The sequence below is a fragment of the Streptomyces sp. CA-249302 genome, from assembly GCF_050936785.1.
Classification (GTDB): Bacteria; Actinomycetota; Actinomycetes; order Streptomycetales; family Streptomycetaceae; genus Streptomyces.
On sequence record NZ_JBNJMG010000001.1, the window covers coordinates 6,496,913 to 6,520,754 of the forward strand.

14 protein-coding genes, 1 pseudogene and 1 riboswitch are annotated in these 23,842 nt (G+C 72.0%); of the genes and pseudogenes, 9 read left to right on the forward strand and 6 right to left on the reverse strand.

Going from position 1 to position 23,842, the window contains the following annotated elements:
* Nucleotides 1–286: 286 nt before the first annotated feature.
* Nucleotides 287–1,444, reverse strand: coding sequence for an NlpC/P60 family protein (locus ACQEWB_RS29375; protein WP_432836165.1), 1,158 nt, complete (start codon nt 1,442–1,444; stop codon nt 287–289).
* 8 nt (nt 1,445–1,452) lie between these two features.
* Nucleotides 1,453–1,624: riboswitch (cyclic di-AMP (ydaO/yuaA leader) on the reverse strand.
* Between the two features lie 242 nt (nt 1,625–1,866).
* Between ACQEWB_RS29375 and pcrA the strand changes: the two genes are divergently transcribed.
* Nucleotides 1,867–4,353, forward strand: a complete 2,487-nt coding sequence (gene pcrA, locus ACQEWB_RS29380) for a DNA helicase PcrA (protein WP_432836167.1) — start codon at nt 1,867–1,869, stop codon at nt 4,351–4,353.
* A gap of 49 nt (nt 4,354–4,402) precedes the next feature.
* On the opposite strand, the gene ACQEWB_RS29385 is transcribed toward pcrA, so the two are convergent.
* Nucleotides 4,403–5,902, reverse strand: coding sequence for a M23 family metallopeptidase (locus tag ACQEWB_RS29385; protein ID WP_432836169.1), 1,500 nt, complete (start codon nt 5,900–5,902; stop codon nt 4,403–4,405).
* 187 nt (nt 5,903–6,089) lie between these two features.
* Nucleotides 6,090–6,953, reverse strand: coding sequence for a lipase family alpha/beta hydrolase (locus ACQEWB_RS29390; RefSeq protein ID WP_432836171.1), 864 nt, complete (start codon nt 6,951–6,953; stop codon nt 6,090–6,092).
* Nucleotides 6,954–7,315: 362 nt separating this feature from the next.
* On the opposite strand from ACQEWB_RS29390, the pseudogene ACQEWB_RS29395 reads away from it, so the two are divergent.
* Nucleotides 7,316–7,731 (forward strand): annotated as a pseudogene (locus ACQEWB_RS29395) (cobalamin B12-binding domain-containing protein).
* 143 nt (nt 7,732–7,874) lie between these two features.
* On the opposite strand, the gene ACQEWB_RS29400 reads toward ACQEWB_RS29395, so the two are convergent.
* Nucleotides 7,875–9,494: a DUF5691 domain-containing protein gene (locus ACQEWB_RS29400; protein WP_432836173.1), complete on the reverse strand. Its 1,620-nt coding sequence runs from the start codon at nt 9,492–9,494 to the stop codon at nt 7,875–7,877.
* Nucleotides 9,495–9,564: 70 nt separating this feature from the next.
* A complete protein-coding gene (locus ACQEWB_RS29405) occupies nt 9,565–10,920 on the reverse strand; it encodes an SWIM zinc finger family protein (protein WP_432836175.1) in 1,356 nt (451 codons plus the stop codon).
* Between the two features lie 169 nt (nt 10,921–11,089).
* Here ACQEWB_RS29405 and ACQEWB_RS29410 point away from each other — a divergent pair, with 169 nt between their 5' ends.
* From ACQEWB_RS29410 to sucD, 7 genes are all read left to right on the forward strand, one after another.
* On the forward strand, nt 11,090–12,229 hold the full coding sequence (locus ACQEWB_RS29410; protein ID WP_432836177.1) for an ATP-binding protein: 1,140 nt from the start codon (nt 11,090–11,092) through the stop codon (nt 12,227–12,229).
* Complete coding sequence (locus ACQEWB_RS29415; RefSeq protein WP_432836179.1) at nt 12,226–14,685, forward strand: DUF5682 family protein; 2,460 nt, start codon at nt 12,226–12,228, stop codon at nt 14,683–14,685. The genes ACQEWB_RS29410 and ACQEWB_RS29415 overlap by 4 nt, the downstream gene beginning before the upstream one ends.
* Before the next feature lie 211 nt (nt 14,686–14,896).
* Nucleotides 14,897–16,078 carry a VWA domain-containing protein gene (locus ACQEWB_RS29420; protein ID WP_432836181.1) on the forward strand — a complete coding sequence of 394 codons (1,182 nt, stop codon included), beginning with the start codon at nt 14,897–14,899 and terminating at the stop codon, nt 16,076–16,078.
* A gap of 289 nt (nt 16,079–16,367) precedes the next feature.
* Nucleotides 16,368–17,495, forward strand: a complete 1,128-nt coding sequence (locus ACQEWB_RS29425) for a hypothetical protein (RefSeq protein ID WP_432836183.1) — start codon at nt 16,368–16,370, stop codon at nt 17,493–17,495.
* 358 nt (nt 17,496–17,853) lie between these two features.
* Complete coding sequence (locus ACQEWB_RS29430; RefSeq protein WP_432836185.1) at nt 17,854–19,806, forward strand: hypothetical protein; 1,953 nt, start codon at nt 17,854–17,856, stop codon at nt 19,804–19,806.
* A gap of 913 nt (nt 19,807–20,719) precedes the next feature.
* Nucleotides 20,720–21,898: an ADP-forming succinate--CoA ligase subunit beta gene (gene sucC, locus ACQEWB_RS29435; protein ID WP_432836187.1), complete on the forward strand. Its 1,179-nt coding sequence runs from the start codon at nt 20,720–20,722 to the stop codon at nt 21,896–21,898.
* Nucleotides 21,899–21,916: 18 nt separating this feature from the next.
* Nucleotides 21,917–22,801 (forward strand): succinate--CoA ligase subunit alpha, encoded by an 885-nt coding sequence (sucD, locus tag ACQEWB_RS29440; RefSeq protein WP_432836189.1) that lies wholly within the window; start codon nt 21,917–21,919, stop codon nt 22,799–22,801.
* A gap of 81 nt (nt 22,802–22,882) precedes the next feature.
* Here the strand turns inward: sucD and ACQEWB_RS29445 are convergent, their stop codons facing one another.
* Nucleotides 22,883–23,824, reverse strand: coding sequence for an RNA polymerase sigma factor (locus ACQEWB_RS29445; protein ID WP_432836191.1), 942 nt, complete (start codon nt 23,822–23,824; stop codon nt 22,883–22,885).
* Nucleotides 23,825–23,842: the final 18 nt, after the last annotated feature.

A 23,842-nucleotide genomic window follows, 5' to 3' on the forward strand; every position in this document is an offset into this window, starting at 1 on the left:
GAGCACACCACGGGTTGCGGGCGGGGCACGCGCGCGTGGGCGAGGGAATTCGCGCGGGCGCGGGCACGGAGGCAGGGGCGCCCGGAGAGGAGAGGGGGCGCGCGGGGCGTGTCGCGCGCTGGCGCTCGGGAACCATCGCGCGCTGAGCGCTCAGCGCTCAGGGCGCGCAGGAATCTCCGCGCGCCCTGCGCTCAGATCGCGCGAGCCCCACAAGAGGCACGTGAGGAGCCCCGGCGCCCCCGGCGCCCCCGGCGCCCTCGCGCTCGACAGCCCCGGCGCCCCTACCTCACGCCGGCCGCACCACGCTGTGGATGATCGACTCGCCGCCGTAGTAGATCGACTCCTCGCGGACGTACGCGCCGGGCTTGGGGGCGTGGATCATCATGCCGTTGCCTATGTAGATGCCGACGTGGCTGATGTCGTCGTAGAAGAAGATCAGGTCGCCGGGCTGGGCGTCGGCGAGGGAGACCGTGGTGCCGGCGTTCACCTGGTCGTAGGTGGTGCGGGGGAGGGAGACGCCGGCGGCCTTCCAGGAGGCCTGGGTGAGGCCGGAGCAGTCGTAGGAGCCGGGGCCGGTGGCGCCCCAGACGTACGGCTTGCCGATCTGCGCGCGCGCGAAAGCGAGGGCCTTCTCGGCCTTGGTGGAGTACGAGGAGTCGGTGGAGGTGCTTCCCGAGGTTCCCGAGTCCGAGGAGGAACTGCTCTCCTGGGCCGCCTCCTCCTTGGCCTTCTGCTCGGCCGCCTGCTGCTTCGCCAGCTCCGCGGCCTTTTGCGCGGCCTCTTCCTGCTTCTTCTTCTCGATCGCCGCGAGCCGCGCCTTCTCCTCCGCGGTCAGCTTCGACAGCAGATCGCGCGCGTCGGAGAGCTTCTTCTGGACCGTGGACTTGGCCGTCTGCAGGTCGTTCTGCGACTCGGTGAGCGACTGGAGGCTCTCGGAGGCCTCCTGCCGCTTCTTCATCGTCGCGGACTGCTCGCTGAAGTAGTCGTCGACCTCGCTCTTCTGGCGGGAGGTCAGCCGGCCCATCAACTGCGTCTGGTCGAAGTAGTCCTGCGGGGTGTCGGCGAGCAGGAAGGTCGCCGTGTCGGGCGCGGCGGCACCCGTGCGGTACTGCGCGGCGGCGAAGGAACCGAGCCGCTCCCGCTGTTCGTTGAGCTTCTGGGCGCGCTTGGCGACGTCGTCGAGGAGGGTGTCCACGCGCTTGCGCTGCTTGGAGGTCTTCTCCTTCGCCGCGTTGTACTTCTCGGTCGCCGACTCCGCCTGGCGGTACAGGTCGTCGACCTTCTTCTCGACTTCCTCGAGGGAGGGGTTCCCGTCCGTCGACGGGGCGGCGTTGGCCGTCTGGGAGAGCAGGGCCACGGAGGTGAGGGCGGCCGTGGCGAGGGCGGGGGTGCGTATGCCGGCCACACGCGTACCTGCGGGACGCGACTTGCGGTGCGACGCCAAGGTTGGCGACTCCTTCCATACTCCGCCTACCGAGTTAGCTGTCGGGTTCGGGCGGGTGGTTCGGAAGGGTTGCCCTACGGTCCGTGTCCCTCAAGGGAGTTGGACCGATTCACCCCAAGGTCGGTGTGGGTCCCCGGCTCCGGCTGCGCGGCGGCGCCCCGGACTCGGCGGAGGCCGCACGGCCCGGCGAGGTTCGCCGGTGGGGGTCGTACGGCCTGCTCGGAACGGTAGCCAACTCGTGTGGCCCGTGTGAAGGTTGATGTTCGATATGCCCGATACATTTTCGTGACCTTTGGTCAGGCGATCGGAGTTCGTCACATTCTGTGATCATGCGGCATGGGAGCGTTACGACCGCCTCGGATCCGGCGATGTTCCCGGGGCGGCAGCGGGTTGTCAGTGGGGCACCCTAAACTCGGAGAGCGATGAGCAGCCTCTTTGACGACAGCTTCCTGGCGGACCTCAAGGCACCCCGTGGCCGTGAGGAGGAACCCCCACCGCCGCCCGAGGACGATCACGTACCGGAGCCGGTTCCGGACGATCTGTTCGGCGGGAGGTTCGACGTGCCGCCGGACCGGGACGCGTACTACCGTGACGGCGCGCCCCGCCCGGTGATCGACGCCGCCGCCCTGCTGGACGGGCTGAACGAGAACCAGCGCGCGGCCGTCGTGCACGCCGGCACGCCCCTGCTCATCGTGGCCGGCGCCGGCTCCGGCAAGACCCGTGTGCTCACCCACCGCATCGCGCACCTCCTCGCCGAGCGGAACGTGCATCCGGGCCAGATCCTCGCGATCACCTTCACCAACAAGGCCGCGGGCGAGATGAAGGAGCGCGTCGAGCAGCTCGTCGGCCCGCGCGCCAACGCGATGTGGGTGATGACCTTCCACAGCGCGTGCGTGCGGATCCTGCGCCGGGAGAGCAAGAAGCTCGGCTTCACCTCCTCCTTCTCGATCTACGACGCCGCCGACAGCAAGCGGCTGATGGCGCTCGTATGCCGCGATCTGGACCTCGATCCCAAGCGGTACCCGCCCAAGTCCTTCAGCGCCAAGATCAGCAACCTGAAGAACGAGCTGATCGACGAGGAGGACTTCGCTGCCCAGGCCGCCGACGGTTTCGAGAAGACCCTCGCCCAGGCCTACGCCATGTACCAGTCGCGGCTGCGCGAGGCGAACGCCCTCGACTTCGACGACCTGATCATGACCACGGTCAACCTGCTCCGTGCCTTCCCGGACGTCGCCGAGCACTACCGCCGCCGCTTCCGCCACGTCATGGTCGACGAGTACCAGGACACCAACCACGCCCAGTACGCGCTGGTCAGGGAGCTGGTCGGGACCTCCGAGCACCCCGTGGACGTACCGCCTGGCGAGCACGACCTCCCGCCCGCCGAGCTGTGTGTCGTGGGTGACGCCGACCAGTCGATCTACGCCTTCCGCGGCGCGACGATCCGCAACATCCTCCAGTTCGAGGAGGACTACCCGAACGCGACGACGATCCTCCTGGAGCAGAACTACCGCTCCACGCAGACGATCCTCTCCGCCGCCAACGCGGTCATCGAGCGCAACGAGTCCCGCCGCCCCAAGAACCTGTGGACCAACGCGGGCGCGGGCGCACGCATCACCGGCTATGTCGCCGACACCGAGCACGACGAGGCCCAGTTCGTCGCCGAGGAGATAGACCGTCTGACCGACGCGGGCGACGCGAAGGCCGGCGACGTCGCCGTCTTCTACCGTACGAACGCCCAGTCCCGTGTCTTCGAAGAGATCTTCATCCGTGTCGGCCTGCCCTACAAGGTCGTCGGCGGTGTCCGCTTCTACGAGCGCAAGGAGGTCCGGGACGTCCTGGCCTACCTGCGCGTACTGGCCAACCCCGAGGACTCGGTGCCGCTGCGCCGGATCCTGAACGTCCCCAAGCGCGGCATCGGCGACCGCGCCGAGGCGATGATCGACGCCCTCTCCCAGCGGGAGAAGATCAGCTTCCCGCAGGCGCTCAAGCGGGTCGACGAGGCGTACGGGATGGCCGCGCGGTCGACGAACGCCGTGAAGCGGTTCAACACGCTGATGGAGGACCTCCGTACGATCGTCGAGTCGGGTGCGGGACCGGCGACCGTCCTGGAGGCGATCCTCGAACGGACCGGCTACCTCGCCGAGTTGCAGGCCTCCACCGACCCGCAGGACGAGACCCGGATCGAGAACCTCCAGGAACTCGCCGCCGTGGCCCTGGAGTTCGAGCAGGAGTCCGGCGAGGGTGAGGAGCCCGGCTCGCTCGCCGACTTCCTGGAGCGGGTCGCGCTGGTCGCCGACTCCGACCAGATCCCCGACGAGGACGAGGACGGCTCCGGAGTCATCACCCTGATGACCCTGCACACCGCCAAGGGCCTCGAGTTCCCGGTGGTCTTCCTGACCGGCATGGAGGACGGCGTCTTCCCGCACATGCGCGCCCTCGGCCAGACCAAGGAGCTGGAGGAGGAGCGCCGGCTCGCGTACGTCGGCATCACGCGTGCGCGTGAACGGCTGTACCTCACCCGGTCCTCCCTCCGGAGCGCCTGGGGCCAGCCGTCGTACAACCCGCCCTCCCGCTTCCTGGAGGAGATCCCGGCCCAGCACGTCGACTGGAAGCGCACGGGCGCCACGGCCCCGGTCTCCTCCGGCCCGGCGTCGAGCGTGGCGTCCTCCCTGTCCTCCTCCCGCTCCCGCTCCTCGGCCTCGGGCGCGTCCGGCTTCGCGACGAGCCGCGCCTCCGACAAGCCGGTGGTCTCGCTGGCGGTCGGCGACCGGGTCACCCACGACCAGTTCGGCCTCGGCACGGTCGTGGCGGTCAAGGGCACGGGCGGGAACGCGGAGGCGACGATCGACTTCGGCGACGAGAAGCCGAAGCGGTTGCTGCTGCGGTACGCGCCGGTGGAGAAGCTGTAGCCGACGGGCGCGACACACCAGCCCGTCTGGGGGCGCAGCCCCAGGTCTTCTACGTCGGGTCGAGCCCGTGGCTGCGCAGCCAGGGCAACGGGTCGATGGCGGAGCCCCCCGCCGGCCGAACCTCGAAGTGCAGGTGCGGGCCGGTGGAGTTGCCCGAGTTGCCGGAGTACGCGATCGGGTCGCCGGCCTTCACCGTCGTACCGGAAGCGACGCGGTAGCTGGAGAGGTGGCAGTACCACGTCTCCGTGCCGTCCTTCGCGGTCACGATCATCATGTTGCCGTAGGCGCTGTTCCACTGCGTCCGCACGGTGCCGTCGACCGCGGACATCACCGTCGTGCCGTACGAGACCGGGAAGTCGATGCCGGTGTGCACGGACATCCAGTTGACGCCGGCCTGGCCGAAGTAGGCGCTGAGACCCTTCTGGGCGACCGGCAGCGCGTACTTGGGGCGCAGCCGCTCCTTGCGGGCGGCCTCGGCCGCCGCCTTCTTCTTCTCGGCCTCCTGCTGAGCCTTGAGGTCGATGCGCTCCTGCGTCCGGCTGGCCCGGTCGGCGAAGTCGTCGGCGCCCGCCGAGAGGCTCTCGAGCTGGGTGTCCAGCTTGTTGTTGGCGGCGGCCGGTTTCACCGACTTCACGTCCGACGCGGTATTCGAGGAGTCCTTGTCGCCGGTCAGCGTGCCCACGGAGGCGGCGGCGATGCCCGCGACACCCATCACACAGGCCGAGGGTACGGCGATGGTCAGCAGCGCGGAGCGCTTCGCGGGTGTACGGCGGCGGGAGCGGGACGCGTTCCGCGCGGCCGCGCGCGATCCCGGGGCCGACGTGACCTCTTCCTGGTCGTCCAGCAGGGGCGTCGCGGCGGCAGGAAGCTCACCCGCGTCGGCCAACTCGTCGTCGGCGTAAGCGTGTTCCTCGTACGCGCCCGGCTCGACCTGCTCGAAGACCGAGGTCGCCTGCCGGCCGAACGGTTCGCCTGACTGCTCGTAGGCGTCGGTGGCCGAAGTCTCGTCGCCGACCGGGCCGTCCGAGTTCCACTGCGTGGCGTCGTACGCGCCGGTGTCGAAGGCCTGCGTGCCCCATTCCCAGTGCTGGGTCTGGTCGGCCGGGGCCGCGGACTGGTCGGGCTGGAGCCAGGCGCTCGCGTCCCAGTGGCCGGAGGTGTCGTGCCCGGTGGACTGCGGCGGGATGGCCGAGAGCTGCTGGTAGTCGGCGCTCCAGGCGGTCGTCTCGTACGCGCCGGTGTCGTAGGCGGCGTGGTGCTGGGCCGCGTACGCGTCGTAGTTCAGGGTCTGCCGGCCGCCGCTGGTCCACTGACCGGAGTCGTACGAGCCGGTGGTGTCGTCGCCGGGGAGGCTGCCGAAGAGGGGGTCGGCGTCGAAGGTCGCCGTGGCGTGCGCGCCGGTCGCGAAACCGTTCGCGTCGTAGCCGCCGTACGTGGTGAAGTCGCCGTACTGGGCTTCCTGTGTGCCATAGGACGCGTAGTGCGCCGAGGCGGCATCGGAAGCCGGAGCCGGGGTGGTCATGGTCCCCGACGGGTGACGGTCGTTCACCAACTTCTCTTTCGCCTCGACAACAGGGGCTGCCAGAGCAGTGCGGTGACTGTACCCGGCGGTATGCGGGCGCGACAATCTTCAACTGGTTTCGGGCGCGCAGGAAACGGGCATTCGGCCGTGTTTCGGGGGAGTGCGGGCGCGGGTTTGGCCTTGTGTTCGAAGAGCGTTCGATGTGGGTCGGCTGTCACGCCACTGTCAGGCCGCCGGCGTGGGCGGCGGCTTCGGCTCCTGTCCGTGTCGCGTCGAGAGCCTGACGTATCCCGGTGGCGACGGCCGGGTGCACCGGCAGGGCGAGATGGCCGACCCCGCTGACCCGCACGTTCTGCGCCAGCAGGTCGGGGTGGTCGATACAGGCCGTCTCCAGCGGATCCATCAGATGGTCGAGGTCGCTCCAGAAGCTGACGAAGTGGGTACGGCAGCCGGGCGCCGGCAGTGTGAGCTCCTCGAGCACCTGCGAGCCGGGGCGCATCTGGCGCACGATGGGGTGCGCGTCGGCCAGCGGCACGACCCGGGTGCCGGAGTGCGGGGTGCCCAGCGTGACCAGGGTGCGGACGCGGATGTCGCCGCCGAGACGCTGCACGTAGTACCGCGCGATCAGCCCGCCGAGGCTGTGCCCGACGATGTCGACCTCCTTGCTGCCGGTGCGCTCGCAGATCTCCTCTATGTGCCGGCCGAGCAGCTCGGCCGCGGTGCGGATGTCACAGGTCAGCGGCGAGTAGTTGAGCGACTCGACCCGCTGCCTGCCGTGCTGGGCGAGGCTGCGGCGCAGCAGCACGAAGACCGAGCGGTTGTCTATGAAGCCGTGCAGCAGCACGACCGGGGGTTTCGTCCCGGTGGGCAGCTGGGCGGCGCCTTCGGGTGATGGGAGCGGGGCCGGCGTGCGGCGTTCCTGGGTGATGCCCGAGGGATAGAGGAGGAGGTGTCCCGCCAGGATCGCGAGCTCCAGGGCGGTCGCCTTCAGCAGAGCGACGGAGAGTCCGGCCAGCCTGCTCGGGAGCAGTCGCTGACAGAGCGGAAGAAGGGGTTGCACTGCCCTGGTGACCTTCATGGCCGACCTCCTGTCGGCACGCAGGAGGACGGCTCTGTCCCCCGTGTGCCCTCATGGGAAGCCGCGGCGGAGGCTGTCGACTGCACGTACCGACGTCGACACGCCGTACCACCACGCCGCGCGGCCTGCGGCGCGGTGGTACGGCGACCTCGTTGCGGCTCCCGCTGCGCGTGTTCCCGCCGGAACGTCGCGCGGTGAACGTGTCCCACCGTGTGATTTCCCCCTCGGCCGACAGCGCGAAACTGCCGGTTGCGGGATGCTGGAGATAACGTTCGTTCACTTTCTCGGCCGGTTCGGGTACCCCTGTACCCGTCGGTAGGGAGGGATGTGGGGATGGACGCAGTCGCTTCATGGAGGCAGTGATGGGTGTGGCAGCCGGTCCGATCCGCGTCGTGGTGGCCAAGCCGGGGCTCGACGGCCACGACCGCGGGGCCAAGGTCATCGCGCGGGCGCTGCGCGACGCCGGTATGGAGGTCATCTACACCGGGCTCCACCAGACGCCGGAGCAGATCGTGGGCACGGCGATCCAGGAGGACGCCGACGCGATCGGGCTGTCCATCCTGTCCGGCGCCCACAACACGCTCTTCGCCGCGGTGATCGACCTGCTCAAGGAGCGGGAGGCGGAGGACATCCTGGTCTTCGGGGCGGGATCATTCCGGAGGCGGACATCGCGCCGCTGAAGGAGAAGGGCGTGGCGGAGATCTTCACGCCGGGGGCGACCACGCAGTCGATCGTCGACTGGGTACGGGCGAATGTCAGGCAGCCGACGGGGGCTTAGGCCTCCGGCGGTGCAGCCGATGTTCGGTGCGGGTCGGTGGGGGTTCGCGGACCCGGGGGCTCTGCCCCCAGACCCCCGGTCGGCCCGGAGGGCCTCGTCCTCAAACTCCCCCAGAGGGGGCACCCCCAGACGGGCTGGAATTGCTACGTCGGCTTCAATTCCTCCGCCATCGCCGCCCGCAATCGCAGTGTCGTGACCAGGCGTTGGAATGCCTCCGCCCAATAGCCGCCCGCTCCCGGTGACGCGTGCTCCGACTCGTCCGGGACTGCTTGCAGGCCGTCGAGGCGGCCGGTGTCCGAGGGGTCGAGGCAGCGTTCGGCCAGGCCCATAACTCCGCTGAAACTCCATGGGTAACTCCCTGCGTCCCGCGCGATGTTGAGCGCGTCGACCACCGATCGCCCGAGTGGCGCGGTCCACGGCACCGCGCACACCCCGAGCAGCTGAAACGCCTCCGACAGCCCGTGCGCCGCTATGAACCCGGCCACCCAGTCGGCCCGTTCGGCGGCGCCCAGCGTGCCGAGCAGCTTGGCGCGTTCGGCCAGGGACACCGCTCCCGGTCCGCCCGCCTCGGGTACGGAGGGCGCCCCGAGGAGCGCCCGGGACCAGTCGGCGTCCCGCTGTCGTACGGCGGCCCGGCACCACGCCGCGTGCAGCTCGCCCTGCCAGTCGTCCGCGACCGGCAGGGCCACGATCTCCTCGGGTGTACGTCCGCCGAGCCGCCGGGGCCACGTCCCGAGCGGTGTCGCCTCCACCAACTGGCCGAACCACCACGACCGTTCACCCCTTCCCGCCGGAGCCTTGGCCACGACACCGTCGCGCTCCATGCTCGCGTCGCACTCGTGCGGGGCCTCGACCGTGATCGTCGGTAGGGCATGGGTGCGGTCGACGGCCACGCACGCCCCGGCCCGGACCGCCATCCGCGCGGCCAGCGCCGAGTCGGGCAGCGCGGAGAGCAGCTCGGCCGCCGTCGCCCGGACGTTGCGGCTGCGGTCGGCCAACGTCTGTTCCAGGAACGGCTCGTCCTGTGGTCCGAGGCCCGTCCGCAGCGAGTCGAGGAACATCAGCCGGTCCTCGGCCCGTTCCGTCGCCCAGGTCGTCATGAGCAGCTCGCGCGCGGCGGCGGGCTCGCGGTCGCGCAGGGCCGAGAGCAGGGCGACCCGTTCCGCGAACAGGCCCTCCTGCCACAGCCGTCGGGTCCTCTCCTCGTCCTCCAGGTGCGGGAGCGCCGCGCCCCCGCCCGGGGTGGCCCGCAGTGCGAACCGCCAGTCCGGGTTCAGCCGGGCGAGCCACACAGCCCGCGGCCCCGCGAACGTCAGCGCCGCAGGCCGCAGATCCGTGCGCCCGCGTGCCGCGTCCAGCAGCGCGGGCAGCAGGTGCGCTGGGGGCGCGAATCCGTGGGCGTTCGCCGTCGCGAGCCACTGCGGCAGCAGTTCCGTGAGGTCCGGGGCGGTGCCTCGGCGGCCGCCGGCCGGGCCGGCACGGTCCGTCAGCAGCAGCGCGAGCCGGCGGGCGGCGGCTTCGGGCAGTGCGGCCCGTGCGTCCGCGGGGGCGGGCTCCGGTCGTACGGCCGCCCGTGCCGGACGCAGCCCGGCCCGCCGTCGTACGGTCTCGACGGCCGCCGCGTCCAGCAGCGCCACCGGCGCCTCCCGGCCCGAGGCGCCACCCGGCGGCGTACGCCGCTCCGTCCCGAGCAGCGCCGCCGTGACGAGTTCCTCCCAGGCGCCCGGCGCGGGCGCATCCACGGGTGCGGACGTCCTGTTCATGCGGTTCCTTTCGGTGGGCTGCCTGAGAAAAGGGGAGTGAAGAAGAGGAGAGCGGTCGTGGGCGGTCGGGTCAGCACAGTTGCACCGGCTCGCCCTCGTCCTCCGGCCAGGCCGTCAGGGGAGTGAAGCCGCGGTGGCCGCACTCGCCGAAGACCTTGACGGGGGCGCCGCCCGAGAGGGCGACCAGGCGCCAGAGGCCGGGGCGGGCGGCGGCGGTGGGTGTGAGGGGCAGGGCGCTGTCCTCGTCTGCGTCCGCCAGCTGCCAAGAGGTGCCGTCCGGCGTCGGTATGACCCCGTCCAGGGTCACCGGGACGGAGTCCAGCCAGGGGTCGTCCCGCAGTGCGGTGCCGTAGCGGGCGGCGGCCTGGGTGGTCGTCATGCCCGGTGGTCGTCGGGTGGTGGGTGCCGGTGGGGCGAACTGCTCGCCGAGGGCCGTCCGCAGCTGCCCGGCGCCGGGATAGGCGGACAGCTCCGCGTCGAGGGCCAGCCCCACGGGAAGCGCGAGCTCCGGGGAGCGGCCCGCGGCGCCGTACGACAGGAGCAGCGCGGTGCGGTTCGAGTCGGTGCCGTGGAGCCAGATCCGGCGGGTCGTCAGGCGGGCGTCCGCCGTGTCGTACTGGGCGAGGACCAGCCAGCGGTCCCGCAGCGGCGGGCCGTCCGCCGAGCCCGGCAGGCCGATGCGGGAACGGACCGTCGCCGCCAGGCCTTCCGGCAGCCGCTCACGGCCCAGCCAGCCCTGGTCGAGCAGATGGAGCAGCGCGCACTCCTCCAGCAGCCGCACCGGCCAGCCGGGCCCGGACGCCGGGACGGACCCCAACTCCCTTACCCGCGCGGCGAGTCCGGGCGCCTGCGCGTCGACCATGCGGGCGGCCGTCTCCTCCCACAGCCCGTACCCCGCCTGCTCGGCGCTGGCCAGGCCGCCGCGCAGCAGGTCTGCCAGCCGCTGCTCCAGCTCGGTCGCGCCCGCGGTGACCCGCTCGGCCCGGCGCTCCGCCCGCCGCCGCGACGCCTCCGGATCGCCGGCCGCGGACGAGGAACCGGACGGCGCCCCCGACCGTTTCTCCTCCGCGCGCTGCCTTCTCCCCTTTATCCACTGCTCAGCCCAGTCCGGCGGCGCGCCCGCCCCCACCTCCCCGTCCTCGCCGGCCCAGAGCAGCAGCAGCCCGAGCGCGTGCTTGCACGGGAACTTGCGGCTCGGACAGCTGCACTTGTACGCCGGACCCGCCGCGTCCGCGATGTCGACGACCGTCTGATACGGCTTGCCGCCACTGCCCTTGCACAGCCCCCACACCGTCCCCTCGTCGGAACTCCCCGCCTCGGACCACGGCCCCGCCGCGCCGAGTTTGCTTCCCGCTTTGCGTGACGCGGCGTCAGGAGCCAATGCCAGCACCTGATCCGCGCTCCAGCGCACCCCCTGCTGAGTCATGTCTTCGACGGTAGATCCCACCACTGACAATCGGTCCGCGAGCGGTCCGGCGAAGGGTTCGGAGATCGGGCCCGCGGAGGCGTTTTCGCAGGTCGGAACGCATTGTCAGTGGCGTGGTGCACGGTTGGTGTCAGATCCGAACCGGCCGAGCTGGAGGGGGACCTCAGCCATGTCTGTGTCCGTGGAACCGACGACCGTCGAAGCAGCCGAAGTACTCGTGCGGGAACCGGCCGAGGCGTTGCGGCCGCATGCCGAGGACGCCTTCGCCGGTGAACTCGCCGCGCTGGCCGCACAGGACGACCGGCCGCGTCCGGCCCGCTGGAAGCTGTCGCCCTGGGCGGTGGCGACGTACCTGCTCGGCGGCACGCTGCCGGACGGGACCGTGATCACGCCGAAGTACGTGGGGCCGCGGCGCATCGTCGAGGTCGCCGTCACCACGCTCGCGACCGACCGCGCCCTGCTGCTGCTCGGTGTGCCGGGCACCGCGAAGACATGGGTGTCCGAGCACCTGGCCGCGGCCGTCAGCGGTGACTCGACCCTGCTCGTGCAGGGCACGGCGGGTACGCCGGAGGAGGCGATCCGGTACGGCTGGAACTACGCGCAGCTGCTCGCGAACGGCCCGAGCCGCGCCGCCCTCGTCCCCAGCCCGGTCATGCGGGCCATGGCGGAGGGGATGACGGCGCGGGTGGAAGAGCTGACCCGGATCCCGGCCGACGTGCAGGACACGCTCATCACGATCCTGTCCGAGAAGACGCTGCCGATACCGGAGTTGGGACAGGAGGTGCAGGCGGTCCGGGGCTTCAACCTGATCGCGACCGCCAACGACCGCGACCGCGGGGTCAACGACCTCTCCAGCGCCCTGCGCCGCCGCTTCAACACGGTGGTGCTGCCGCTGCCGGAGAGCGCCGAGGCCGAGGTGGACATCGTCTCGCGCCGGGTGGACCAGATCGGCCGCTCCCTGGACCTCCCGGCCGTGCCCGACGGCGCGGACGAGATCCGCCGCGTGGTGACCGTCTTCCGCGAGCTGCGCGACGGGGTCACCGCCGACGGCCGTACCAAGCTCAAGTCGCCCAGCGGCACCCTCTCGACGGCCGAGGCGATCTCCGTCGTCACCAACGGACTCGCCCTGGCGGCCCACTTCGGCGACGGCGTCCTACGGGCCGGTGACGTCGCCGCGGGCATCCTCGGCGCCGTCGTCCGCGACCCCGCGGCCGACCGGGTCATCTGGCAGGAGTACCTGGAGGCGGTCGTCCGCGAACGCGACGGCTGGACGGACTTCTACCGTGCCTGCCGCGAGGTGAGCGCGTGAACGACCTGGGGTGGGGGCGCTCGGGAGGGGCCGGTGGGAGTGGGCCTCTGCTGCTCGGGGTGCGGCATCACGGGCCCGGGTCGGCGCGTGCCGTGCGGGGGGCGTTGGATGCGGCTCGGCCGCGGGTCGTGCTGATCGAGGGGCCGCCGGAGGCCGACGCGCTGATTCCGTTGGCTGCCGAGGAGGACATGCGGCCGCCGGTTGCGCTCCTCGCCCATGCGGTGGACGAGCCCGGCCGCTCCGCCTTCTGGCCGCTCGCCGAGTTCTCCCCGGAGTGGGTCGCGATCCGGTGGGCGCTGGAGCATGAAGTCCCGGCCCGTTTCATCGACTTGCCGGCGGTGCACACGCTGGCGTGGGGGAGGGAGGGGGTTGAGTCCGAGCCCGCCTCCGTACCCGCTCCGGCCTCCGAGGTACCTGCTCCAGCTTCCGACGTCCCTGCTTCAGCCGCCGAAGCAGACGTCCGTATCGACCCCCTGGCGGTGCTTGCCGAAGCCGCCGGTTGCGACGATCCCGAGCGGTGGTGGGAGGACGTCGTCGAGCATCGGGGTGCGGGGGAGCGGGACGTTTTCGCGCCCTTCGTCGTGCTGGAAGAGGCCATGGGGGCGCTGCGGGAGACGTACGGCGTCGGGGGCCATGAGCGGGACCTCGTGCGGGAGGCGTACATGCGGCTCCAGGTGCGGGCAGCGCAGCGGGAGTTCGGGGACGCCGTGGCTGTCGTGTGCGGGGCCTGGCATGTGCCCGCGCTGCGGGAGAGGACGGCCGTCGCCGCCGACCGGGCGCTGGTGAAGGGGCTGCCCAAGGTCAAGGCGGACATGACGTGGGTGCCGTGGACGTACCGGCGGCTCGCGCGGGTCAGCGGGTACGGGGCCGGGATCGACTCGCCGGGCTGGTACGGGCATCTCTTCAGCGCGCCGGACCGGCCCGTCGAGCGGTGGATGACCAAGGTGGCCGGGCTGCTGCGGGACGAGGACCGGCTCGTCTCCTCGGCACACGTCATCGAGGCGGTACGGCTGGCGGAGACGCTCGCGGTGATGCGGGGCCGCCCGTTGCCGGGGCTCGGCGAGACGACGGACGCCGTGCGCGCGGTGATGTGCGAGGGCTCGGACGTGCCGCTCGCCCTGGTGCACGACCGGCTGGTCGTCGGGGACGTACTCGGGGAGGTGCCGCAGGCGGCGCCGGCGGTGCCGTTGCAGCGGGACCTGGACCGGATCCAGCGGCGGCTGCGGCTCAGACCGGAGGCGCTGGAGCGGGAGTTGGAGCTGGACCTGCGCAAGGAGACCGACGCCGGGCGCAGCAGGCTGCTGCACCGGCTGCGGTTGCTGGGCGTCGCGTGGGGCGAGCCGGCCGCGTCGCGGGGGAGCACGGGCACCTTCCGGGAGACATGGCGGCTGCGCTGGGAACCGGAGTTGTCGGTGCGGGTGGCCGAGGCCGGGGTGTGGGGTACGACCGTGCTCGCCGCGGCGACGGCCAAGGCGGAGGCGGACGCCGTCGGGGCGCAGGGACTTGCCGAGGTCACCGGGCTCGCCGAGCGCTGCCTGCTGGCCGAACTGCCGGACGCGCTGCCCGTGGTGATGCGGGTCCTCGCCGATCGCGCGGCGCTCGACACGGACGTCGGCCACCTCGCCCAGGCCCTGCCTGCCCTGGTCCGCTCCCTGCGGTACGGCGATGTGCGCGGTACGGACACCGGGGCGCTGGCGGAGGTCGCGGCGGGTCTCGCCGAGCGGATCTTCGTCGGCCTGCCACCGGCCTGCGCCGCCCTGGACGCGGACGCGGCCGAGGAGATGCGGCGCCATCTGGATGCGGTACAGGGTGCGGTGGCGCTCCTCGCCGAGGCGCCCGCCTCGGCGGGACGGGCCGCCGACGATCCGGCCGCGGCTCACGCCGGCCTGCGCGGCCGCTGGCATTCCGTGCTGCGCGTGCTGTCCGTGCGGGACACCGTCTCCGGGGTCGTCCGTGGGCGGGCCGTGCGGTTGCTGCTGGACGAAGGGGAGTTGGCGCAGGACGAGGCGGCGCGGCTCATGGGGCTCGTGCTGTCGCCGGGGACACCGCCGGGGGAGGCGGCCGCGTGGATCGAGGGCTTCGTCGGTGGCGGCTCCGGCGGCGGGATGCTCCTCGTGCACGACGAGCGGCTGCTCGGACTGGTCGACGCCTGGCTGACCGGGGTGCCGGCGGAGGCCTTCACCGACGTACTGCCGCTGCTGCGGCGGACGTTCTCGGCGTACGAGCCCGGAGTGCGCCGGACGCTGGGCGAACTCGTCCGGCGCGGACCCGGCGAACGGGCGAGTGCGACGGCAGCGGGCTCGGCGCTCCCGGGCTTCGCACCCGACCTGGACGTGGATCGGGCGGACGCGGTCGTGCCGGTGGTGCGGTTGCTGCTCGGGCTGGGTGATGGCCGGGAAGACACGCAGAGCACGGACGACGACAGGGACGACAAGCACCTTGCGGGGGTGGCGTGATGACGACGGTGGACGGGCTGGACGAGCAGGGGCGCGGGGAGAGGGCCGAGACGGGCGACATCTCTCCGGAGGCGGCCGTCCGCACCTGCCGGTGCGGACGCGCGCCGCAGCCTCGGCGGTCCCGGTACGGGAACGGGCCCCGGGCGGGGGCCGGTGCGGGGGCCGTGCGGGTGGTGCCGCTCTGGGATCGGGACCGTGCGGAGGTACGGGGATGAGTGGTGGGGGGACGGCCGTGGAGCCGGACGAGGCGGCGCGGGAGCGGCTGCGGCGTTGGCGGCTGGTGCTGGGCGGGGACGCCGCTGACGGGACCGGGTGCGCGTTGTCGGGGCGGGACTCGGCGATGGACGGGGCCTTGGCCGCGCTGTACGGGAAGGCGGAGCGGCAAGGGCAGGCGGGGCGGGAGCGTTCGGCGGGGCTGGGAGCGTCCGCGCCGTCCGTGGCGCGGTGGCTCGGGGACATCCGCACGTACTTCCCCTCCTCCGTCGTACAGGTCATGCAGCGCGACGCCATCGACCGGCTCGGGCTGTCCGCGCTACTGCTGGAGCCGGAGATGCTGGAGGCGGTGGAGGCCGACGTGCACCTCGTCGGCACGCTGCTCTCCCTCAACAAGGCCATGCCGGAGACGACGAAGGAGACGGCGCGGGCGGTCGTCCGCAAGGTCGTCGAGGACCTGGAGAAGCGGCTCGCCACCCGCACCCGGGCCACCCTCACCGGCGCCCTCGACCGCAGCGCCCGGATCAACCGGCCGCGCCACCACGACATCGACTGGAACCGCACGATCGCGGCCAACCTCAAGCACTACCTGCCGGAGTACCGCACGATCGTGCCGGAGCGGCTGATCGGATACGGGCGCGCGGCGCAGTCCACGAAGAAGGAGGTCATCCTCTGTATCGACCAGTCGGGATCCATGGCGGCGTCCGTCGTGTACGCCTCGGTGTTCGGCGCGGTGCTCGCCTCGATGCGGACAATCTCCACGCGACTCGTCGTCTTCGACACGGCGGTGGTCGACCTGACCGACCAGCTCGACGACCCGGTCGACGTCCTGTTCGGCACTCAGCTCGGCGGCGGTACGGACATCAACCGGGCGCTCGCCTACTGCCAGTCGCAGATCACCCGGCCCGCCGAGACGGTGGTCGTGCTGATCAGCGACCTCTACGAAGGCGGTATCCGCAACGAGATGCTCAAGCGGGTCGCGGCGATGAAGGCGTCCGGCGTGCAGTTCGTGGCACTGCTCGCGCTGTCCGACGAAGGGGCGCCCGCGTACGACCGCGAGCATGCGGCCGCGCTCGCCGCGCTCGGGGCACCGGCGTTCGCGTGCACCCCCGACCTCTTCCCGGAGGTGATGGCGGCGGCGATCGAGAAGCGGCCGCTGCCGATACCGGACACGGCGTGAGGACGGGTGGACGCGGGCGGGTCGATGCAGGCGGGTGGATGTGGGTTGTCGCTGACGATTTGTCGACGAGTAGTCGTCCGACTTCGCCCAGCAAAAGGGACATGACTACCCATCGGTAACGGAGGGCTTGCGCAACCTCGGGAGGGGCGTGCGAGGATCGACGCCTCATCGGCGTCACCCCGCCGCTCCGCTCGCCCGTACCACCTCGCGCCGACTCCGAGTCCGTTGCGCGGAGTTGCTCGCGGAGTTCGTTCAGACCGTTCCGCCGCACGGGAGGATCCACCCCGTCTTGACCTGGCCAGCAGCTCTGCCCGGTGCCGCTCTGCGCGTGATGCGCACGGCGGTTGGGCGACGTGCGCTGCAAGTGGTCGTGGTGGTGGGCGGGTTGTTCGCGCTCGGGTTCTTCTGCGGGGAGCAGGCGCACGCGGCGGAGGGGGTGCCGTTGGCATCCTCGTCCGAGGTGGTGCCGGCGGTCCCGGCGGCGGTGGGCGACGGTGTCCGGTCGTTGGCGAGTGGTGTGTTTGGGCCGTCGTCGCCGACCACGGGCGGCAAGGGTGGCGTGCACGGCCCGACTGCCGCGCCGGTCGAGCAGCACGCGGCAACCCCGGCCAAGCCCAGGCCGGTCGGCAAGCCTGCCGAGGTGGGCTCCACCGCTCCGGCCGCTGCTCCCGTCGTACCACCCGCCCCCAAGTTCCCCGCCCCCAAGTTCCCTGCTCGCGAGTCCTCCGCCCGCAAGTCCCCCGCCCACCCGATCACCGAGATCCTCACCGGATCCGGCTCCGGATCCCTCCCGGCCTCGGGCGAGGGCGACGACATCCTCCGGCCCGTCACCGATCAGGTCGTTCAGGCCGTCGGTGACCGGGTGTTGCGGCCGGTCGGTGGGCTGGTGGAGACCGTGACGGACGAGCTGGGGAAGGTGACTGCGGAGATACCGGGGCTGCCGTCCCTGCCTTCGCTTCCGTCGTTGCCCGGTGTGCCTTCGGTGCCCTCGCTGCCGGGTGTCCCCGCGCTGCCGGGGCAGACCCTGCCGGCGCCCGTCCCGTCGCCGGGCGGCGCGAGCCACCAGCTGCCGGACGCGCGGGACACCGAACGCGGTGCCGGTGCGGTGGTCAGCGGTGCGGTGTACGGGCCGGGGCTCGGGGGCGACGCCGATGCCGTCCGCCGTCCGGCGCGCGGCGCCGGGCAGCGCGCCGGTGGGGCCGGGTACGCGCCGGTCCATCAGGCGCCCGACGGCGATCCGACCGGCGCGCTGGACAGTCGTACCGGCGTGGACAACAGCACGTCGAGGCACGGTGACGCGCACGCCGTGGCACTGAGCCGGCGGGCGCCGCTGCGGCTGCTGCCGGGTGGCGCGGCGCGTACGGACGCCGCCGGTCTGCGGGACCGGCACCGGGACATTCCCGTATCCCCCGCCTAGGACAGGCCCTTCCCCCGCCGTAGACCTGCCGCGCGGGGGCGGAACAGGTCTGCCCGCCCGTCCGGACACCCCTCCGAACTCCGGACGGAAGCCGCCGACTCCACTGGTCCCGACTCACGGACCACCAACGGAGACCGGCGCCGGAATTGTCCCCAAGCCGTCCTCCGAAGCCCCGGAATCCACCGGAACCCACCGGAACAGCAGGGCTGGAACCCGCGAGGTTCCAGAACGCCCGGATCGACCAGCCCGATCTCCCGGAACGCCCGGGGACCGCCGGTGATCCGCGAGCTCCCGTTGCCGACCGGTGTCTCCGACTGCTTCCGGGCGCTTCCAAGGATCCGAAGGATCTGACGTACGTATGAACAAGAACATCCGCCGCTCCATCGTCATAGCCGCCGGTGTCACCGGCGCGTGGGCGCTCGGTTCCGCCGTCGCCAGCGCGGACGAGTTGCCGGCCTCCTCCCTGTCCGCATCGGACACCACCACCGACACCGACAGCACGCTCGGCACGCTGACCGACACCGTCACCGGCACGGTCGACGGTGTGGTCAGCGGGGTGCAGGACACCGTCTCCGGGGTGACCGGGACGGTGGACGACACCACGGGTACGGCGACGTCGACCGTGTCCGGGGCTGCCGACACCGCGACCGGCGCCACGAAGACGACCGGCACGGCCGACCAGGCCCGCAAGAACGTCGATGCCAAGGTCTCCGCGCCGACGGCCTCCGTGACCTCCAAGGCCGCCAAGATCAAGGGCGCCGCGGCGATCCAGGGCGCGAAGGCGGCCCGCGCCGCGCAGGCCGAGGCGCATGCCACGGCCGACCGGACGCGGGCCACGGCGGAGCAGGCACGTGCCACCGCCGCCGACGCGAGCTCCTCCCCGCAGGGTGAGATCGACTACCTCTTCGGCCCGCTCGCCGTCTTCGCCCCGGAGGTCGAGCAGGCGCTGGCCGCCGCGCAGACGAAGCTCCAGGGTGCGCAGTCGGGGGCGCGTTCGCAGACGCAGGGTGTCGACGGCGTCGTACGCACGAAGGCCCAGCAGACGGTCGCGGGCGCGGGCCGCGCGACGGCGGGAGCCCGGGAGACCGCCTGGACCGCGACCGGCACGGTCCAGGGCAGGGCGACCGGCGCGACCGCCTTCGCCCAGGGCGAGGCACGCACAGTCACCTCCACGGCGGAAGCCTCCGTCTCCACGGTCCCGAGCCACGTCACGGGCACGGTCGGCGGGGCCGCGCAGCACGTCGTCGGTACGGTCGGCGGGGTCGAACAGCAGGTCGTGGGCACGGTGGGCGGCGTCGAGCGGCGCGTCACCGGCACAGTCGGCGGCGTTCAGCAGCATGTCACCGGCACGGTCGGGAACGTCCCCGGTACGGTCACCCCGATCGTCGATGAGACCGTCACGGCCGCCGTCCCGCCCCTCGCCACCTCCGCGGTGAACGGCGTTCTGCCGGTCGCCGACCAGGCGGTGGCGGGCGTCGTCCCGGTCGCCACGGGTGCCGTGCAGAGGGTGACGCCGGTCGTCGGTGGGGTCGTCACGGGCGTTCAGCCGGTCGCTGCCGGTGCGGTCGCCGGCGTGCAGACCGTCGCCGGAGACGCAGTCCACGGCGTGATGCCCGTCGTCGGAGGCGCAGTCCGTGGTGTGTCGCCCGTCGCTGGAGGCGCAGTTCACGGTGTGACGCCCGTCGTCGGGGGCGTCGTCGCCGACGTGCCGGCGTACGCCACCGGGCTCGTCGGCGAGGTGGCTCAGGACGCCACCGGTGCCGTGTTGCCCCCCGTCGCCGGAACCGCCGTGCACGGCGTGCTCCCCGTCGCCGGGCAGGCCGTCGGTGACGTGTCCGGGCTGGCGTACGGCGTCGTGGGAGATGCCGCGCCCTTCGCCGGTGGTGTCGTCGGTGAGGTGCCGCCGCTCGCGTACGGGGTCGGCGGGCACGCGACCGGTCTGGCGTATGGCGTCACCGGCCAGGTGCCGCAGTTCGCGGAGGGGGTCACCGAGGCCGTCGGGCCCGTCGTCGGGCTCGTCGAGCCCGTCGTCCAGGGCGTCGCCGGCAGCGCCACGACTCTGGCCTACGGCGTCACGGGCGACGTCACGCCCTTCGCGTACGGCGTCGTCGGCGACGTCGACCCCTTCGTGCACGGTGTCACGGGTCAGGTCGCCCCCTTCGCCGGCGACCTGACCGGCACCGTCCGGAACACCGCCGCCCCGCTCGCCGGACACGCCGTCACCGGCGTCGAGGGCATCGCCGAGTCGGTCACGCCGGGCTACGTCCAGCACATCCCGAACGCGCCGTACGGCACCTCGTACAGCGCCTGACCGCACTGCCGGTCCCGGCGCCGTACGACAGCTCTCCGCTGAGCCGCCGCACGACGACCGACCGGCCGCAACCCACTGACCGATCACCGCAGCGATGCGCCCACCCGGCGCACGCAATGCCCTGCACCGTCTGGCGCACGCATTGCCTGCACCACCGGACCGCACGCATTGCCTGCACCACCGGGCCGCATGCACTGCCTGCACCACCAGGACGGCGCAATGCCCGCTCTGCCCGGCGCACGCAGTGCCCGCCCCGGACGAACGTGGGCGCCGATCCGTGCGGTGAACGACCGGCTCCGTGAGGGTGTGGGACCCGGATGGCCGAAAGCCGTCGGTCTGTCCCTCCCGCACCTCGCGGAACGGGCCGGGTGGTCCCCATAGGGGTGGGGACCACCCGGCCAGGCCCCGTGACATGGCCCTTCCGAGGGGCTTCGGGGCCGTACAAGGGGCCTCACCGGGCCAACCCCAGCCCGGTGGGGCCCCGCCTCGGCCTTCCACCCCACCTTGGCCGATTCCCGGCGGCGCCGGAGGCCCCTTCCCGTTCTCTCCCCGGCTGCTCCCCGCCTCCTCCTCGCTCTCTCCTCGCCTCCTCCCGCAGCCCCCGATGCCCCTCCGGCAGCCCCCGATGCCCCTCCCGCGGGCCCCCGACGGGCCCCCGGCCACTCCCCACCCGCCTCACATCCGGCACCCCGTGCCAGTGAGTGCGGCATCATGTGACAGGTATCACCGCTCAGGTGTGACCCTCGATTTAGGGGCCTCCTGCAAGCAGCGATAACCTGCGAGACGGACATGCCGCGCGCTCGGTCACCGTGTGCGCCTCCCCTGTGACAGACAACGGTCGGACGTCACGTTGCCCTCGCGGCACGCCCACGCATCCAACGAACCGCGAGATCACTGATAGGGACGGAAGCGCGTGGACCTGTTCGAGTACCAGGCGAGGGACCTCTTCGCCAAGCACGATGTACCGGTGCTGGCCGGTGAAGTCATCGACACGCCTGAGGCGGCCCGCGCAGCCACCGAGCGCCTCGGTGGCAAGTCCGTCGTCAAGGCCCAGGTGAAGGTCGGCGGCCGCGGCAAGGCCGGCGGCGTGAAGCTCGCCGCCACCGCCGACGAGGCGGTCGAGCACGCGACCAACATCCTCGGCATGGACATCAAGGGCCACACGGTCCACAAGGTGATGATCGCCGAGACGGCTCCGGAGATCGTGGAGGAGTACTACGTCTCCTTCCTCCTGGACCGCGCCAACCGCACCTTCCTCTCCATCGCGTCCGTCGAGGGCGGCATGGAGATCGAGGAGGTGGCGGAGACCCGCCCCGAGGCCGTCGCCAAGACGCCGATCGACGCCAACGTCGGCGTGACCCCCGAGGTCGCCCGCCAGATCGTCGAGGCCGCGAAGTTCCCGGCTGAGGTCGCCGACAAGGTCGCCAACGTCCTCGTGACGCTGTGGAAGACCTTCGTCGAGGAGGACGCCCTCCTGGTCGAGGTCAACCCGCTGGCCAAGGTCGCCTCCGGCGAGGTCATCGCCCTCGACGGCAAGGTCTCCCTCGACGAGAACGCCGAGTTCCGTCAGCCGGAGCACGAGGCCCTCCAGGACAAGGACTCCGCGAACCCGCTGGAGGCCGCCGCCAAGGAGAAGAACCTCAACTACGTCAAGCTCGACGGCGAGGTCGGCATCATCGGCAACGGCGCGGGTCTCGTCATGAGCACCCTGGACGTCGTCGCGTACGCCGGTGAGGCGCACGGTGGCGTCAAGCCCGCCAACTTCCTCGACATCGGCGGCGGCGCGTCCGCGGCCGTGATGGCGAACGGCCTGGAGATCATCCTGGGCGACCCCGACGTCAAGTCGGTCTTCGTCAACGTCTTCGGCGGCATCACCGCCTGCGACGAGGTCGCCAACGGCATCGTCCAGGCGCTGAAGCTCCTGGAGGACCGCGGCGAGGACGTCACCAAGCCGCTGGTCGTGCGTCTGGACGGCAACAACGCCGAGCTGGGTCGTCAGATCCTCTCCGACGCCAACCACCCGCTGGTGCAGCGCGTGGACACCATGGACGGCGCGGCCGACAAGGCCGCCGAGCTCGCGGCTGCGAAGTAAGGGACGAGGACAACAGCCATGGCTATCTTCCTCAACAAGGACAGCAAGGTCATCGTCCAGGGCATGACCGGCTCCACGGGCATGAAGCACACCAAGCTCATGCTCGCCGACGGCACGAACATCGTCGGTGGCGTCAACCCGCGCAAGGCGGGCACGTCCGTGGACGTCGACGGCACGGAGATCCCGGTCTTCGGCACCGTCGCCGAGGCGATCGAGAAGACGGGCGCGAACGTATCCGTCCTCTTCGTACCGCCGGCCTTCGCCAAGGCCGCCGTGGTCGAGGCGATCGACGCCGAGATCCCCCTTGCCGTCGTCATCACCGAGGGCATCGCCGTCCACGACTCGGCCGCCTTCTACGCGTACGCCGTCTCGCAGGGCAACAAGACCCGCATCATCGGCCCGAACTGCCCCGGTCTCATCACCCCGGGCCAGTCGAACGCCGGCATCATCCCGGGCGACATCACGAAGCCGGGCCGCATCGGCCTGGTCTCGAAGTCCGGCACGCTGACGTACCAGATGATGTACGAGCTCCGTGACATCGGCTTCTCCTCCGCCGTGGGCATCGGTGGCGACCCGGTCATCGGCACCACGCACATCGACGCGCTCGCCGCGTTCGAGGCCGACCCCGACACCGACCTGATCGTGATGATCGGTGAGATCGGTGGCGACGCCGAGGAGCGCGCGGCCGCGTTCATCAAGGAGAACGTGTCGAAGCCGGTCGTCGGCTACGTCGCGGGCTTCACCGCGCCCGAGGGCAAGACCATGGGCCACGCCGGCGCCATCGTCTCCGGCTCCTCCGGCACGGCCGCCGCGAAGAAGGAGGCCCTCGAGGCCGCGGGAGTCAAGGTCGGCAAGACCCCGACCGAGACGGCCAAGCTGGCGCGCGCCATTCTTGGCAATTAAACACAGCCTCGCCGGCTGAACTGCCGTACGGCCGCAGGGCTGACTGCTGAAGGGCCCGTCCCCCGCCCGGGGACGGGCCCTTCAACGTGCCACGGGCACCAGCCTGTCCGGTCCGTGCACCGCCTCCCGGTGCAGCTTCGACCGCAGTTCCGTCTCCGCCTCCGACAAGGCCCCCTGCGCCACCCGCGCCGGAACCCCCTGCACCTGCACACCTGGTGACACCGGCGGCTCGTAGTGCGTCGGAGCCGTGCGCAGGGTGAAGGTCGTCGTCCCGATGAGGGTGACGGTGAAGGCGATGGCGGCCCGGGTCCAGAAGCGCGTCCTGCGCTCGCCGCCTCTCCGCACCGTCGGCGGCCGGGCCGCGCGCAGACGCTCCGTGGAGGCCAGTTCGGTGAAGCGGCGGTGGAGTTCCGCCGGGTCCGCGAGGTCCGGGAGCCGGGCGGCGATCGCCTTGCGCGCGTGCAGCAGCCGGCTGGCGGCGGCCGGAGTGCTCGCCTCCGTCTCCGCGGCCGTCTCCGGCAGGTCGAGGCCGACACCGTCGTACAACAGAAGCGTGCGGCGGTACGGCGGCGGGAGTTTGAGGAAGGCGGCCAGGAGGGTGCGGTCAGGGGCGTCGGCCGGTGGGGGTTCGGGGTGGCGGTAGCGGGGGCGGAAGCGGTGCCAGGGGGAGAGCGCGATGTCGTACGCCGCCGCCCGCACCCAGCCCGCCGGGTCGCGGTCGACGGCCACCTCCGGCCAGCGCTGCCAGGCGAGTTGGAAGGCCCGCTCGACCGACTCGCGGGCGAGTTCCCGGCGCCCGGTGAGCAGGTACGTCTGCCGTACGAGGGCGGGCGCGCAGAACGCGTACAACGCGTCGAAGGCCTGAGCGGGTGTCAGGGGCTCCGGCTCCGGCGTCGGCTGAGGCTCCGTCACCTCCGTCTCCGTGCCGAGGGTGTTCGGCGGCTTCGCGCACACCTCCCGTTTCCGGCTCACCGGGCGCCCCTTCGTGCGAAAAAGTACATAAACGTATATTGAGCGACACATCGGAGGTTCGCCTGTTAC